This window comes from Paenibacillus sp. NPDC058071, from assembly GCF_042885235.1.
Classification (GTDB): Bacteria; Bacillota; Bacilli; order Paenibacillales; family Paenibacillaceae; genus Pristimantibacillus.
The window spans coordinates 59954-74484 of record NZ_JBHVSK010000016.1 but is presented as its reverse complement, the minus strand read 5'-3'; the positions used below and the strand labels follow the sequence as shown (position 1 = coordinate 74484).

The window sequence follows — 14531 nt, the reverse complement described above, 5'->3', positions numbered from 1 at the left end:
AAGTAACTTTTAGCTGAAATAACGGCCGAAATGGCCGTTACAGGGAAGAAGTGTGCATGCAGCATCGCAATAGCGGCCAAAATGGCCGTTGGAGGAGAGGAAGGGGCATCTTAAACTAAAAAGGCTATTGGCAACCGAGACAGTAATCCGACTTAAAGCTAAATCTGTCAGTTTACGTCTCGGTTGCGAGTATCTAGAGTTGTTAGTGTTCTTTTAGTTTGTATTTGTGAATTCGTAGGCTTTCGGATGTGACAGACTGGATGTGCTGGCTTTCTAGTAACAACCGCAGCCACTTGCGAGAGCGTTTAATTCCGACATTCAGATGGCAGCTGATCTCGTTTGAGGTAACGGGCCTTTGAATCAGTGTCATGTAACGCAAAATTTCCTTCTGATGAAGAGACAGTTGAGAAACATTATTTATGTGATATAACTTGCCGAACATTTGATAAATGATTTGTTGACATTGACGAGGCTTGCGCACGATATCATCGTACGAAAAACGCAATACGATCCAATTGTCCAATACAAGATAGTTTTGCCGCATAAGTTGATCTGCAAACTGATCGCGGCTAATATCCCGGGAATGCGGACCATAACCGTCAATTTCGAAGCAAACGCGATAAGGTGGACGAATGTACGCATAATCGAGAAATCGTTTGCCATCCTTAAAATCATGGATTTCATACTCGGCTGACAAATAGTCGAATTGACCAGCCACCGGCCACCAGACATCCTTAAGAAATTGGTTTTCAGCATGCCTATTCTCCATGAGCCTTCTTTTTCGCTCTCCGCTGCTTGCGGAAAGCTGTAGAATCATCCACTCTTTGAAATGCAGTTCGAACATGTCTATCACTCCTTTGGGACGATAAAAAACCGCCCTTTTCGTATTCCATTACAGAATCGAACAGAGCGGTGTGCTTCACGCGCCTATCTTGTTTTTTACTATTTTATAGGTGATTGGTGCGATTGTCGATAAAATGCGTACAATTTGTCCGCCTCGTCCCAATTGTCCGTAACCACTGGGCGCTTCCCGGCATATAGTGTCACAAAGAGGAGGTGGCCTTCATGATAGGAATATTGCTTGCCGTAGTGGGCTGCTACGCTTTGGCCGCTTTGCTGGTTCATTTGGCGCATAGGTGGAGTACAAGACGGGAACGCCGCGGCAGCAGACACTATGTGCTCGTTGCACATAACCAACATATGAAGATGGAATGGCTCGCCCGATCGTTTTTTGCATTTGGGAAGCGGGCGGGTACCGAAGTGAAGCTGACAGTAGTGGACGGAGAGTCGACCGGTCAATCAGCGCAAATTATCGCTATGCTGGAGAGGAAAGGCACTCCGATCACACTACATGCCGGAGAAAATGAAGCGGCCGAGAAGATCAATAATAGAAAGCGTTTGCAGTCGGATGAAGAGAGTTCCAGTCTCATGTGGAGGCTGAGATCGGAGGGGATTATAACATCTTCGGATCAGGCGGTGCTTGTTGATTTGAAGAATCCTTCGGATTTGTCCAAAATGCCATTTTGAGGTATACTCTCCTTATATGATGTAAATTCGGAGTGAAGCACACCCGGAGCGCAATTGCGCTACCGTGGTGTGCTTTTTTATTTTGAAGCTTAATTACATGGGAAAGAGGATGGAACGTATGAAGGCTTATGTGTACTTGGTAGGGATAATCGATAGCGAAAGTTGGTATGCCAATATAACAATTGAGCCGAGCATAGATCAGAGATTTTGGCTGCAAGATGAAATATCCGGAGCTTTGGCAGCAAACGAGGAACAAGAACGGTTAAACCGGCTAGAATCGCGCTTAACCGGGATGCGAGAAAACAAAGGGGCAGTTGTTCAGAGGAAGGGAAAAGATGTAGAGCGAGGCGGGAACGTTCAAATTGACAGCAATCCTAGTGGATGGGAAGCTGCGGTCGATTTACGGCTAAAAGGCGATCGAACCAAAGCGATGTTTTTCTGGCGGGAGGCACTGCCTTTAGGAGATGCGCGGCGGAGTATAACGATTTGGGAAGAGACAATTCCTGCGGCAGGTTCCGTGAGCGAGGAGCGGGCGCTAGCCTTTTTGGAATTTTGCATTGGACAAGCCAAGCGTGAATCGGCAGAAGGGATATGGCTGGGTAATAGGAAAGGGCCGAAGAGCGGGGATGGGATCATCGGATCAATAACGGGTGCTTTAGGAAAGCGGGCGTGGAAGAATATTGCGGCGGGAGAGGTGTTAGATTGTAGCGAGGAAAGGAAGCGGGGAAGGCGGCGAAATAAAGACAAGGAAACAGTGCGCAATAGAAAGGGGGCAGACGGGCAAGGAATCTTAAGAAAGGAGGTGAAGCCGAGTGAGGGATGGATTCGAGCGAGCGGCAGCGGCGAGGATAAGGGTGCGCTGGAGCGGGGGCGAGATCGCTCCGTGGAGGCCGCGGCGCTTGCTGCTGCCGCAAAGCAGGCGGCGAGCGCCCTGCAGGGCCGTGCGCTGCTACGCGGCGAGGCACACGCCCTGCTCGGGGACGGCACCGCCGCCCATTGGAGCGGCGTTTTACAGCTCGCGCAACTGCTGGGCTGGCTACGCATGGAAGGCTCCGTCGCCGCCGAGACGGCCGGCCGGCGACGAAGCCAGCGCCAGTGTCGCTGCCGACGATGCGGCAGCGGCGAGGCGCAGATGCATCGCACGCCCTGCGCGGCTTGCGGGCGCTTGTGCGCCTACTGCACGGCTTGTCTCAATATGGGCCGCAGCCGCGAATGCGAGCTGCTGCTACTCGGCATGCCGCGGCACCCTAGTGCCAAGCTCTTAGGAGCAACCTCCACAGAAGAGCCTCTATCTCGTTCTGCTTCACTCTCCCGCTGGGGGCTTAGTCCAGCTCAGACTGCGGCTGCAACGCAAGCGCTGCGCTTTATCGAGTCTCCTCCCCCTGACGATGCCTCCCCTAGGTTTTTGCTATGGGCGGTAACCGGTGCGGGAAAGACCGAGATGTTTTTCCCGCTAGTCGAATCTGTCTTATCGAGGGGAGGCAAAGCTTTGATTGCTACTCCACGTGGAGACGTCGTACTTGAGCTCCAGCCCCGTATCCGTAAAGCGTTTCCGAGCTGCTCAGTCGTCACTTTGTATGGAGGGAGCGAGGAGCGGTGGGAGGCGGGAGACATTACGCTGTCCACTACCCATCAGTTGATGCGATTTCATCACCTGTTCGATTTAGTCATAATTGACGAGCTGGATGCGTTCCCTTACCGTGATGATCAAATGCTGCATTACGCCGCTGCCAAAAGCGGAGCTCCCGGCGCACCGAGGCTGCTTCTAACGGCAACACCTTCATCCGAACTACAGCGCCAGGCTAGAAGTGGAATACTACCTCATGCACGCGTTCCGGTCCGTTATCACCGCCATCCGTTGCCGGTTCCGAGTATACTGCGCACACCTACCGTTTCTCAGATGATTAGCTCAGCCCGGATTCCCCACAAGTTGCTAACGACATTAGAACATTCAATTCATAGAGGAGCGCAACTGTTTCTATTCGTACAGCGAATTGCTCAGGTGGAGCCGTTTGCACGTCTGCTTCGACAACTGTTGAAGAAACGATTAAAGCAATCCGAAGTTGCAGGAACTTCATCTAAAGATGAACATCGTGCCGCAAACGTCCAAAAGTTTCGCTCAGGCGAAATCAGGCTGCTAGTGACGACGACCATACTGGAACGTGGAGTAACGATTCCCCGCAGTGACGTGTACATATTGGACGCGGACGGAAAATTGTTTGACGAAGCTTCGCTGGTACAGATGGCTGGGCGAGCGGGGAGATCAGCCGAGGATCCGCGCGGACTTGTGCGCTTCTGCGCAAAAGAGCGGACTCGTTCTCAGGTTGCCGCTATACGGCATATTCGCAAAATGAATAAAATAGCAGCAAAGAATGGCTACTTGCAAGAAAGGCAGCCGCCGCCGACAGGATACTAAACCGCAAGAGACAATTGCAGCTGCCGGATTGCTCATTAAAGGCAGGGAATGCCATCAGAAGGATCATCTTCAACAGTTGATAACGTATGTCTCCTGCGTCAACTGTATGCGCGTTTGGAAATCCACACTAGTTCAAGATCAGAGGCGTATCCTCGCCTTCGCTTTCTCATCCGATATTTCTGCTCTTCTTGTTTAAAACTGACTCGTTAGGAGGCATCCGTCATGTTTCTGTCCTCGCTCCATCACTTATTCAGACGGTCGGCTAAAGGATTGTCCAATACTTTCGAACTGTTGGGGGCAAGCTCCCAAGCTTGTCTGCTTTGCACAAAATCGGTTAGTTTCGTTCAATCGGATGTCTCGATCCCCGCTAATACACCTCGAATCATTGGACGATCACTTTGCAACGACTGTCTCTCTTCAATTCCATGGCTTCAGCGCATTCGCTGTCCGATTTGCGGAAGAGGATCGGTATGCGGAGATTGTGTACGCAGAAGCGAGCCTCAATTTATAGCCAACCGGAGCGCTGTCCACTACAGCGAAACGATGAAAGAGTGGTTGGCGCTGTATAAATATCGCGGTAATGAGAGATTGTCTACCCTGTTCGCTCAGATGATGCTGCCGGCGGCTGCACAATTGGCAGCCTTACAGAGGCCTAGTAATCTCCCAGTTAGCAGACATCGCCGCCCTCCATGGGACGTTATTACTTATGTTCCGATCAGTACGGAGCGGGCAGAGGAACGGGGATTCAACCAAGCAGAGCAGTTTGCCTCGTTTTTATCGCAACAACTGCGAGTTCCTCTTCACCATTTACTAGTTCGGGAACGGCATACCGAGAAACAAAGCTTTAAATCGAGAGCAGAGCGGATTCGCAATACGGCCCAATTATTCCGAGCTTCTCTAGAAGAAATGAACAATTTGCTGATAGCGTCTACTCCTCCCTCAGTAATACCTTCTCAACCGCATCGAATCCGGGTGTTGCTGATAGATGATATTTATACGACGGGCAGCACGGTCCAGGCTTGCTCTTCTGCGCTGCAGCAGCAGGCTCTCCTCCCTCTCGAAATCTACTCTCTCACATGGGCGAGATCTTAAAAACCGCCAACAAGATTAATAGTGAAATATTTCCCACAATCCGGTAGAATAGATTAAAACAACGACGAAGGGTAGAAATGGGGGATAGATCGTGAACTTGGAAAATTGTCCTCGCTGCGGCAGATTGTTTGCCAAACATTTTCGCGATGTATGTCAAGCATGCACACGGGAAATTGATAAAGAATATGAGCTTTGCTCTAATTACTTACGGGAAAACAAAGGCTCGATTATTACGGAGCTTTCCGAAGCGACGGGCGTATCGATCAGGCAAATTACGAAGTTTATTCGTGAGGGCCGCATCTCGCTTGTTAACGCGCCGAATCTTGCCTATCCGTGTGAAGTGTGCGGCACGTTAATTAGGGAAAGCCACATATGTGATGCCTGTCGGAAAAGGTTATCCAATGATTTGAATAAGTCGACGTATGCTCGCGGTAACGGGGATGATGAGTCCGGATCGGGCAACTCCGTTTATCAAACGAAGGGTCGGTAAGAAAATCGATAATATTTATTAGCGTATCTAACAAAATATAGCTCGTATACCGATAATACAATTAGTTGATTATCGGTATTTTTATTTGGAGTAGAATGAGGTGGCAATATGAAGATTAACGAACCCGGCAGAATTAACGCGGTTAATTCGTATCAGAAACAAAGTGGACAGAAAATAGATGCGGCAAACAAAAAGAAGCAAATCGATCAAGTGCAAATCTCTTCGATGGCGAAGGAACTGCAATCGATCAATCAGGCGCAAACGGCGGAACGAGCGGCCAAAGTGGAAGAGCTTAAGCAGCAAGTTCAATCAGGAACTTATCATATTGAAGCCGGTAAGATTGCAGAAAAACTGTTTCCTTTTATTAAATAGGCGGGTGATTAATAAATGGCTGTCGCTGAAATAATCGATACGATGGAAAGACTGGCCGATGCGCACGATCAATTGCTGCGTTCCGGGCAGGAGAAGAAGCGGGCCGTTATTCAGAAGGATATGGATTCGCTTATGCAAGTGATGAGGTCGGAAGCCAAACTTGCCAAAGATATTTCAGAATTAGACAATACTCGCATTTTGATAACGAAAAGACTAATGGTTGATATGGGTATTAAAAGCAGGCTTTATGCTTCCCATAAAAATCTGATGGGGGTCGTATTCGATCCCGATGATCGTGTACGCCTGCAGTCTTCTCACGAACGTCTGTCCAAAACATTAAGAGAGCTCAAGCAGCTTAATGACCTGAATCAAACACTTCTTCAGCAATCGCTTGAATTTATTCAGTTTTCGCTCGAGCTGATGATTATGCCGGAAGACGAAAGCTACACCTACAAGAACCCGACTATGTCGGCAAACCAGCACGGTCAATCGAATTCTTATTACAACAAAGCTTAGGAGGCGGCAACATGAGGTCTACCTTCCATAGTATAGAAACGGCCAAAAGAAGTCTGTTCACCCAGCAAGCTACAATCAATACGATTGGACATAACATCGCGAACGCCAATACGCCGGGTTTCTCCCGCCAGCGCGTCAATCTCGTTGCAACTCGTCCGATTGAAGCTCCCGGCTATATGCGTTCCAATATTCCGGGACAGCTCGGTACGGGCGTCGAATTCACTTCGATAACTCGTATTCGCGAATCGTACTTAGATGACCAATTCCGCAACGCGAATCGCATGCTTGGCGACTGGAAGATTCAATCCGAAACGCTTGGTAAGCTGGAAACCATCTTTAACGAACCGTCCGATTCCGGCATTCGTACCGTTATGGATAACTTTTGGAAGTCGTGGACCGACCTGTCGAAGGATCCTGAGAATATTACAGGTCGTAAGATTGTTCGCGAAAATGCATTGGCGCTCGTTGATGCTTTTAATGAAACTAGCAAACATTTAACGGACCTGAGTAACGATATTACAAGCAATATTGAAGTTAAGGTGTCTCAAATCAATTCGATCGGCGCATCCATTGCAGATTTGAATCGAGAAATCAAACGGCTAGAGCTTTATGGTGACAATCCGAACGATTTGTACGATCAACGCGACTATCTCGTGGATCAGTTGTCGTTAATCGGCAATGTAACTGTAGGCAAAACGGCTGATGGTTACGAGATTTCGATCGGATCTGTGAACTTGGTGACCTATGATGTATTAACGCCGATAACCTCGGGACAATTGGAGACTGAGTTCGACGCAGGACGTCTTGGCGGTGAAGTGGCCGGTATGTTCACGTCCAGAGACAAGTATGTTCGCGATTATCAAGAGCAGCTCGATGCGATGGCAGATACGCTCGTTAACGGTGAATTTAGCGTTACAATCCCTGCAGGTTCTACGTATAACGGAACGACGCTTACTGCCGATCGAGTGGAAGTTGTGAGAGGGATAAACGGTCTGCATAGGCTGGGCTATCTATTCACAAATCCGCCTCAGCAAGCCGGAGACATTTTTGTTTCTAAAGGCGGACCAATTACTGCAGCCAGCATCGATCTGGCTCAAGCAATTAAAGACGACCCAATGGCGATTGCTACTTCCATGCGTACGGAAATAATTAATGGAGCAAATGAGACCGTAAAAGGTAATAATACATTGGCTAATTTCATGGCATCGTTGAAAGATACCTCTTTCAGATTCTCGCCGACATCAAGTGGGAACAGTATTTCAAATGGCACGATTGATTCCTTTTATCAATCAATGCTCGGCCAGCTTGGCGTACAAACCCAGGAAGCGGATCGTCAGGCCGCCAACCAAAGCGATATTGTCAATCAGGTCGAATCAAGCCGGTTATCGGTTAGCGGCGTTTCATTAGATGAAGAAATGTCGGAATTGATTAAATATCAACATGCTTATGGGGCGGCTGCAAGATTCATGACTTCGATCGACCAGATTCTCGACAAAGTTATTAACGGAATGGGTATTGTTGGACGTTAATGAACGAATCGTATTGTGAAAGTTCGATCTGAAATAGGGGGGAATAGGTATGGCTCAACGAGTAACGTCGGGAATGATGCAGAATCAATTGATGCGAAATATTCATCACAATCTTTCGCGTATGGAGCATCAGCAAAATACATTAACTACGGGGCGTAAATTAAATAAGCCTTCAGACGACCCAGTCGGGATTACTTATTCGCTAAGGTACCGCAGCGAACTGGCTATGAACGAGCAGTTCGAAAAAAATATTACAAGCGCCAAGTCGCAACTCGATTACACCGATAACGTCCTCGGACAAGTAAATGATTTGGTGCAACGTGCGAAAGAGCTTTCCGTTCAAGCTTTGAACGGAACCAATCCGCAGTCGGCGCTGGATGCGATTGCGATCGAAATCAACCAAATCTACGAGCAAGCTGTTGTGGCGGGCAATGAGAGATTCAACGGTAAATATTTGTTTAACGGACAGTTTACTGACAAACAACCATACGATGCGGTCAATGCGTCTACGCAAGACACGGATAAAGCAAAAGTTTTGATTCAGATGTCTACCGACATTTCGATTCCAGTAAATTTAACGGGTGATGAAATATTTGGCGAATCGGGGGATGCTGACAATCTGTTTAAAGTGTTGCAGGATATTCAAAATGCTTTAAGTCCTGCTAAAGACAACGTTGCATTAGCAGACGCTGTTCGACGCCTTGACTCCCGCTATGACGGCGTTGTCAATATACGTTCCGAGATAGGTGCACGAACGAATCGCGTCGATTTGCTAGACCAAAGAATGCAGGATCTGACATTAAACTTGAATGCACTTCAAGGCAAGACGGAAGATGCGGATATGGCCGAAACTATTATGCGGTTTACACAGGAACAAAGCGTATACCAAGCTTCCCTATCGACTGGGGCTAAAATTATTCAGCCTACTTTAATCGATTACTTAAGGTAATGTGGCCCAATGAATAATTTAAGGTTATCGATTAGACAAACCTACGCGGCTATTGGAATGGAGTCGATCCAGTCGCAGCAGTCGATTCGCTCCTATCGGGGTGATCAGCAAATTGAACAGCCTAGCGCAGAAATGAATTTCAAAAGAACGCCATCTCAACTGCAAATTGATTCGAGCGAAGCTTGGGGGGCGCTTGCTAAAGGGCCTCATCTCGAATGGAATAGACAGCTTTATAGCCAGATGAAGTCTGTTTTTCTACAAGGTCTTGCTCAGAAGGTGCAGGAAGGCCATCAACTCGCTCAAATCACAAACAAAAGAAATGCCTTTGCCGATATTGCTAAAAGCAGATCAATGGCAGGCAATCCGGTTGAATATGTAACGGAAACTCCGGGGTACGACAATGTTCGTCTATCGTATTCTTCCGGCGATATCGAAACGGAGATTATACCGTCCCCAGTGCGGTACGACTATACTCCGCGAAAACCTGATATTCAAGTGGAACAAGGTAAAGTAGACATCTATCTAAGACAAAAGAATTCAATTTCTATTGATGTTACAACTTATGATTGGTATAAATAAACCAAATGCTATAGCATGATGCTATAGCATTAGTTTTTATCTGGAGGGATTACAGTGCAACCTTTACTTCAACAGATTGAATTGGATTTTGCCGACAGCATATATGGTTTTGAAGCGTTTAACCGTTATAAGGTTGAGGAAGTCGAGGAGAATAGCCCCTTCTTACATATTAAAAACATCGACGAACCCAATATTGGGTTTGTAGTTATTTCCCCTTTTGATGTATACGCTGATTATGAGTTCCAGTTAAATGACAGATTGATTGCAGAGCTGGGGGTCAGTCATGCTGAAGATGTCTGCGTCCTTTCCATTATTACAATTAAAAAGCCGTTTGAAAAATCGACTATCAATTTGCTTGCTCCGCTCGTTATTAACGTAAAAACTGGAGTAGGCAGACAAGCGGTACTGAATGGTACCAATTATTTAGTGAATGCGCCTCTAATTTCTTCCACTGAGGAAGGTGGTTCTTAATGCTGATATTGAGCCGTAAAAGAGGTCAGTCGATTCTTATTAACGACGAAATAGAGATCATAATCACGGGAATAGAAGGAGATCAAGTGAAAGTTGGCATCGTAGCCCCGAGAGAGATGAATGTCATTCGGAAAGAAATTGTGGATGACGTTAGAACTATGAATAAAGAGTCGGTTTCTGTCGGATTTGACTTGAGTACCCTTAAAAAATGGTCTAAAAGAACTAAAAAATAATTCAAAAAAGTTCTAAAAACTATTAACTTTCTGGAGTTTGGCTCCGATATAAGTATTGTAAGGCAAAACAGCCTGCCCACATGGAAGTGGAGCATACAATTTCAAGGAGGAAATATCAAATGATTATCAACCACAATCTTAACGCAATGAACTCGCACCGCAACCTGGTTTTCAACAACATTCAACAAGGTAAATCGAGCGAAAAGCTTTCTTCCGGCTACCGCATCAACCGTGCTGCTGACGATGCTGCAGGTCTCTCGATCTCCGAGAAAATGCGTTCGCAAATCAAAGCGATGAACCAAGGTATGCGTAATACGCAAGACGGTATCTCGATGGTACAAGCGGCTGAGGGCGCAATGAACGAAGTTTCCGACATGCTGACTCGTATGAAAGAACTGACAGTTCAAGCTTCCAACGGTACGTACGGCGCAAGCGACATCGAAGCAATGGACTTGGAATACCAAAAGTTGAACACTTCGATTGCTGATATCGCTACGAACTTCAAGTTCAACGGTATCACGTTGCTGGACGGTACGAGCGTTACTAACGTAACGATTCAAACTGGCGGCGGCGCTGCTGATCGCGTTGTTATCGACTTCACAAAAGCGAAAATCGCTGGTCTGACTGCAGGCGCACTGACTAATAACGCTTCCGGTGTTACTGAAGGCACTAAAGTCGACGGTTTCATCGATACGGTCAACAAAGCACGTTCCGAACTGGGTGCTTACCAAAACCAACTGGAGCATGTTTTCAATAATGTTGGCGTAAACGCTGAAAACCTGCAAGCTGCTGAATCGCGTATTCGTGATACCGATATGGCTTCGGAAATGATGAAATACACGAAATTCAACATCTTGCAACAAGCTTCTACTGCTATGTTGGCGCAAGCTAACCAAGCTCCACAAGGCGTATTGCAATTGCTTCGTTAATCATTTAAGGGAGGGAGGTCCACAATCGTGGACCTCCTTTTTTGTTTAAGGGGAATGTGAAAGATGAAGATAAGCGTTTGTTTCATCGTAAAAAATGAAGAGAAGACATTAATGCGGGCGTTAAATAGTATTCCGGATGATTATGACGTTGTCGTAGTAGACACTGGTTCGAATGATCGAACGGTTGAAATTGCACAACAGCGGCAAGGCGTTCGCATTTTTCACTTTGACTGGAGTGATCATTTTGCTGAAGCCAGAAATGCTTCAATTCAATATGCAATCGGTGACTATATTTTTGTAATGGATGCGGATGAAGAATTGCCGTTGGACTGGGAAGCTTCGGTTAAGCGTCATTTAACGAACTATCCCAACAGCGTTTCTACAGTTTGCATACGAAATATAACAGAAGGCGAGCTTACCGCGCATCACATGGCAAGATTATTTCCGAATGATTCTCGGTATTCCTATGTTGGAAGGGTTCACGAACAGCTTTATGTCGACGGACAACTTGCGGTACCAGTTCGTAGCGATATTACGATTGATCACTATGGTTATGCCAATGAGCAGTTTCAATTAAAACAAAAGTTTAACCGTTATTTGGAATTGTATGAGAAAGAGTTAAATGAGAATCCGAATGACGGATATGTGCTTTATCAATTAGGTAAACTCTATTACTCGACCAAGCAATATAAAGAGGCTTATATCCCGCTAGTTAATGCGGTCGAGTTACAGCAATTTGACCGATTGTATTATCCGCCGTTGCTGATAGCTTTAGGATATACATTAAAAGAATTAAATCAAAGTAGAGAGGCTTTTGATCTTCTGGAGCCCTTGCTAGAACTATATCCACAGTTTCCCGACTTGGCGTTTTTACTTGGAAGTCTAGCTATGGACAATGGGGATATCGAAAAAATTGAATTGTATTTTAAAGCTGCTCTATCGATTGGTGAAACTAATCGATACACGACTGTTGTCGGCTGTGGAAGTTATCGCGCTGCACATAATTTAGGCGTTTTTTATGAAGTCTTCGGAAAGGCCCATGAGGCTGAAAAGTATTATCAGATTGCTGCAAGAGAGAACTTCGAGCCATCGCTTCTACGGCTTAAAGAACTTTCAACGAAAAGCTAAATAAAATGTTATTTTATTACGATATACATTATATCAACGCTAATCAAAGGAGATGATCGAGATGCCAATGCGTATTACAGGTATGTCTTCGGGGCTTGACACAGAAAAAATGATCAAGGATCTAATGAAGGCTGAACGGATGCCGATAAACAAACTTTTGCAGAAGAAACAGTCATTGGAGTGGAAAGTTGAAAGCTATAGTAATATGAATTTAAAAATAGCGAGCTTGCGAGAATCGGTTTCGCAAGCAAGATTTTCCGGTAACTGGAGCAAGCTGGATGCCGGCGGCAATGTTGTTCGTATAAGCGAAGATGAGATGGTTGCTAAAATAAAAGACATCGTTAATAAATACAATGACACCGTTTCTACGCTTAATACAAAAACGACGGAAAAGGTATACCGCAACTATCAGCCTCTAACGTCCGAAGAGAAAGATGCGATGTCTGACCGTGATATTGCAGCTTGGGAGGATAAAGCGAAAAGCGGTAATCTTCGCAACGACAATATTTTAGGCAGTGCGTTATCCAGTTTGAGGAAAATCGCTTCTACAACTGTAGGCGGCGGCAATCCCAATTATGATACGCTCACCGAACTGGGGATTATGACTCCCGCTTATTCAAAAGGATCGCCGGATAACGGCAAACTGATTATCGATGAAACCAAGCTTCGTGCAGCTATTCAGGCCGACCCAGATGCTGTTGTTCAGACCTTCACTTCGCAAACGAGTGGAAATACAGGGTTGTTCCAAAGAATTTTCGACATCGCGAACGACGCTATTATATCTATTTCTCGTAAAATTAACGGCGGCGTGAATACGGCTGAAAGCTTGAATATGCAGATCGATAAAATCGATTCGAAGGTGGAGCAAAGAAATAAAGTTCTTGATAAAAAAGAAGATCGTTACTATGCTATGTTTGCCAATATGGAGAAAGCCATATCGAATGGCAACTCCCAATTATCTTGGCTATCATCTCAATTTAGTTAAAAAAGGGGTTTGAGGTAAATGGATATAAATTCCAAACTCCAGCCAGTGCAGTCATCAACGAAGCTTGACTCTACTCCTATCATTAGGGTAGCAGGGGAATACACAGTATTAAAACAAAAAAGTAAAAATCAAATCTTGTCGGTCAGTGAGAAAGCGCTCGTTAGTGCTGTGGAAAGAGCAAATAAAGCCGTTCAAGGTACCGAGCACGAATTTAACTACAAGATACATCAAGCTACTAAGCAGGTAATTGTACAGATTATGAATAAAGATACACATGAAATCGTACACGAAATACCTTCTGAAAAGTTTATCGATCTTGTTGAAAAGTTAAAGGAACTCACGGTAGGGGCGATAATCGACGAAAAAAGGTGATAGCGGATGATGGTTCAACCGCAAGACAGCTATTTAATAACGAAGGTCCAAACATCCTCGCCTGGAGAACTGACTTTAATGTTGTATAGCGGCTGTATTCGGTTTATAAAACAAGCGACGGTATGTATAGAAAAACATGATTTTGAAGGAAAGCATCTCAACTTCGTGAAAGCGCAGAACATCATTGAGGAATTACACTCTACACTAAATATGGAATATGAAATATCGCAACAACTAAGCAGCTTATATTTGTACATGAATGAATTATTGATGAAAGCAAATACGAAGCTGGATGTGGAAGCTGCAGACAATTGTGTGCAGTTGCTTACCGAATTGAGAGATACATGGTCGGAAGCGATGAAGACATTGAAGTAATGAAGGCAGGTGCTCCTGTGACATTAACTGTCAATCAAATTCTAGAAGAGATGAAAGAAACGGGTGTATCCATGTTGTCTCTGGATCTAGAGGAAGAAGCAAACCACGGTTTGCTTTTTTCTCTGCAAAACAGACAGGCGGAATTAAGAGAACTGATTCGTCATCGAGTTGAGCTAGAGTCGCATGTCTATAATGATCTGGAAAGGCAATTGCTTATGGACTGCCTGACTGTGGAACGGGAATTGATGAAGAAAATGCTGTTGCTGAAAGAGGAAGCGGGCAAGCAACTTAAGCAAATTTCTGAAGGTAAACGTTCAAGAAATGCATATCAGCAAGACATGATTCAACATATAGGATACTTTATTGACAATCATAAATAAATGATTGTAGAAAAATGTATCATATAGTAAGATATATATGAAAATTATTACTATAGAACTAGAAAATAGAATAAAGGCAAAACTACAGCAATGTAGTGACGCAAAGCCATGGGTCTTTTTGCTCGCTTTAGTAGGTCGGCAGAAAGATCGCCAGGTTGCTACATTGGTTTGTAATTAAAACAATAGCA

Annotated in this window: 18 protein-coding genes and 1 riboswitch; of the genes, 17 read left to right on the top strand and 1 reads right to left on the bottom strand. The window is 45.4% G+C overall.

Going from position 1 to position 14531, the window contains the following annotated elements; translation table 11 throughout:
- Positions 1-202: 202 nt before the first annotated feature.
- Positions 203-844 carry a DNA-binding response regulator gene (locus ACFVTB_RS21905; RefSeq protein WP_387753989.1) on the bottom strand — a complete coding sequence of 214 codons (642 nt, stop codon included), beginning with the start codon at positions 842-844 and terminating at the stop codon, positions 203-205.
- A gap of 221 nt (positions 845-1065) precedes the next feature.
- Here ACFVTB_RS21905 and ACFVTB_RS21900 point away from each other — a divergent pair, with 221 nt between their 5' ends.
- The 17 genes from ACFVTB_RS21900 (at position 1066) to ACFVTB_RS21820 (ending at position 14343) form a co-directional block, all read left to right on the top strand.
- The gene (locus ACFVTB_RS21900) at positions 1066-1527 is read left to right on the top strand and encodes a hypothetical protein (RefSeq protein WP_387753987.1); all 462 of its coding nucleotides are present in this window, start codon (positions 1066-1068) and stop codon (positions 1525-1527) included.
- Positions 1528-1645: 118 nt separating this feature from the next.
- Positions 1646-3943: a helicase-related protein gene (locus ACFVTB_RS21895; RefSeq protein ID WP_387753984.1), complete on the top strand. Its 2298-nt coding sequence runs from the start codon at positions 1646-1648 to the stop codon at positions 3941-3943.
- Between the two features lie 222 nt (positions 3944-4165).
- On the top strand, positions 4166-5035 hold the full coding sequence (locus ACFVTB_RS21890; protein WP_387753981.1) for a ComFC family protein: 870 nt from the start codon (positions 4166-4168) through the stop codon (positions 5033-5035).
- Positions 5036-5126: 91 nt separating this feature from the next.
- Positions 5127-5525, top strand: a complete 399-nt coding sequence (locus ACFVTB_RS21885) for a TIGR03826 family flagellar region protein (RefSeq protein WP_387753979.1) — start codon at positions 5127-5129, stop codon at positions 5523-5525.
- A 108-nt stretch (positions 5526-5633) separates the two neighbouring features.
- Positions 5634-5897, top strand: a complete 264-nt coding sequence (flgM, locus tag ACFVTB_RS21880) for a flagellar biosynthesis anti-sigma factor FlgM (protein WP_387753976.1) — start codon at positions 5634-5636, stop codon at positions 5895-5897.
- Positions 5898-5912: 15 nt separating this feature from the next.
- Positions 5913-6413 (top strand): flagellar protein FlgN, encoded by a 501-nt coding sequence (locus ACFVTB_RS21875; protein ID WP_387753973.1) that lies wholly within the window; start codon positions 5913-5915, stop codon positions 6411-6413.
- Positions 6414-6424: 11 nt separating this feature from the next.
- Positions 6425-7942 (top strand): flagellar hook-associated protein FlgK, encoded by a 1518-nt coding sequence (flgK, locus tag ACFVTB_RS21870; protein WP_387753970.1) that lies wholly within the window; start codon positions 6425-6427, stop codon positions 7940-7942.
- A gap of 49 nt (positions 7943-7991) precedes the next feature.
- On the top strand, positions 7992-8891 hold the full coding sequence (gene flgL / locus ACFVTB_RS21865; RefSeq protein ID WP_387753967.1) for a flagellar hook-associated protein FlgL: 900 nt from the start codon (positions 7992-7994) through the stop codon (positions 8889-8891).
- Between the two features lie 9 nt (positions 8892-8900).
- Positions 8901-9470: a DUF6470 family protein gene (locus ACFVTB_RS21860; protein WP_387753964.1), complete on the top strand. Its 570-nt coding sequence runs from the start codon at positions 8901-8903 to the stop codon at positions 9468-9470.
- Positions 9471-9524: 54 nt separating this feature from the next.
- Positions 9525-9941: a flagellar assembly protein FliW gene (fliW, locus tag ACFVTB_RS21855; protein ID WP_387753961.1), complete on the top strand. Its 417-nt coding sequence runs from the start codon at positions 9525-9527 to the stop codon at positions 9939-9941.
- On the top strand, positions 9941-10174 hold the full coding sequence (locus ACFVTB_RS21850; RefSeq protein WP_387753958.1) for a carbon storage regulator: 234 nt from the start codon (positions 9941-9943) through the stop codon (positions 10172-10174). Before fliW ends, ACFVTB_RS21850 begins: the two co-directional genes overlap by 1 nt.
- A 119-nt stretch (positions 10175-10293) precedes the next feature.
- A complete protein-coding gene (locus ACFVTB_RS21845) occupies positions 10294-11103 on the top strand; it encodes a flagellin N-terminal helical domain-containing protein (protein ID WP_387753956.1) in 810 nt (269 codons plus the stop codon).
- Between the two features lie 63 nt (positions 11104-11166).
- Positions 11167-12231 (top strand): tetratricopeptide repeat-containing glycosyltransferase family 2 protein, encoded by a 1065-nt coding sequence (locus ACFVTB_RS21840; RefSeq protein ID WP_387753954.1) that lies wholly within the window; start codon positions 11167-11169, stop codon positions 12229-12231.
- A 61-nt stretch (positions 12232-12292) separates the two neighbouring features.
- On the top strand, positions 12293-13216 hold the full coding sequence (gene fliD, locus ACFVTB_RS21835) for a flagellar filament capping protein FliD (protein WP_387753952.1): 924 nt from the start codon (positions 12293-12295) through the stop codon (positions 13214-13216).
- 18 nt (positions 13217-13234) lie between these two features.
- Positions 13235-13588 carry a flagellar protein FlaG gene (locus tag ACFVTB_RS21830; RefSeq protein WP_387753950.1) on the top strand — a complete coding sequence of 118 codons (354 nt, stop codon included), beginning with the start codon at positions 13235-13237 and terminating at the stop codon, positions 13586-13588.
- Positions 13589-13594: 6 nt separating this feature from the next.
- Positions 13595-13963, top strand: coding sequence for a flagellar export chaperone FliS (gene fliS, locus ACFVTB_RS21825; RefSeq protein WP_387753948.1), 369 nt, complete (start codon positions 13595-13597; stop codon positions 13961-13963).
- Entirely contained in the window at positions 13933-14343 is a 411-nt protein-coding gene (locus tag ACFVTB_RS21820) for a hypothetical protein (protein ID WP_387753946.1), read from the top strand. Before fliS ends, ACFVTB_RS21820 begins: the two co-directional genes overlap by 31 nt.
- Positions 14344-14408: 65 nt before the next feature.
- Positions 14409-14506: riboswitch (cyclic di-GMP riboswitch) on the top strand.
- Positions 14507-14531 lie beyond the last annotated feature (25 nt).

Bases quoted from the DNA above. Each gene is read 5' to 3' on its own strand.
- ACFVTB_RS21905 (WP_387753989.1), bottom strand. From the start codon at position 844: ATGTTCGAACTGCATTTCAAAGAGTGGATGATTCTACAGCTTTCCGCA.
- ACFVTB_RS21900 (WP_387753987.1), top strand. From the start codon at position 1,066: ATGATAGGAATATTGCTTGCCGTAGTGGGCTGCTACGCTTTGGCCGCT.
- ACFVTB_RS21895 (WP_387753984.1), top strand. From the start codon at position 1,646: ATGAAGGCTTATGTGTACTTGGTAGGGATAATCGATAGCGAAAGTTGG.
- ACFVTB_RS21890 (WP_387753981.1), top strand. From the start codon at position 4,166: ATGTTTCTGTCCTCGCTCCATCACTTATTCAGACGGTCGGCTAAAGGA.
- flgM (WP_387753976.1), top strand. From the start codon at position 5,634: ATGAAGATTAACGAACCCGGCAGAATTAACGCGGTTAATTCGTATCAG.
- ACFVTB_RS21875 (WP_387753973.1), top strand. From the start codon at position 5,913: ATGGCTGTCGCTGAAATAATCGATACGATGGAAAGACTGGCCGATGCG.
- flgK (WP_387753970.1), top strand. From the start codon at position 6,425: ATGAGGTCTACCTTCCATAGTATAGAAACGGCCAAAAGAAGTCTGTTC.
- flgL (WP_387753967.1), top strand. From the start codon at position 7,992: ATGGCTCAACGAGTAACGTCGGGAATGATGCAGAATCAATTGATGCGA.
- ACFVTB_RS21860 (WP_387753964.1), top strand. From the start codon at position 8,901: ATGAATAATTTAAGGTTATCGATTAGACAAACCTACGCGGCTATTGGA.
- ACFVTB_RS21850 (WP_387753958.1), top strand. From the start codon at position 9,941: ATGCTGATATTGAGCCGTAAAAGAGGTCAGTCGATTCTTATTAACGAC.
- ACFVTB_RS21845 (WP_387753956.1), top strand. From the start codon at position 10,294: ATGATTATCAACCACAATCTTAACGCAATGAACTCGCACCGCAACCTG.
- ACFVTB_RS21840 (WP_387753954.1), top strand. From the start codon at position 11,167: ATGAAGATAAGCGTTTGTTTCATCGTAAAAAATGAAGAGAAGACATTA.
- fliD (WP_387753952.1), top strand. From the start codon at position 12,293: ATGCCAATGCGTATTACAGGTATGTCTTCGGGGCTTGACACAGAAAAA.
- ACFVTB_RS21830 (WP_387753950.1), top strand. From the start codon at position 13,235: ATGGATATAAATTCCAAACTCCAGCCAGTGCAGTCATCAACGAAGCTT.
- fliS (WP_387753948.1), top strand. From the start codon at position 13,595: ATGATGGTTCAACCGCAAGACAGCTATTTAATAACGAAGGTCCAAACA.
- ACFVTB_RS21820 (WP_387753946.1), top strand. From the start codon at position 13,933: ATGGTCGGAAGCGATGAAGACATTGAAGTAATGAAGGCAGGTGCTCCT.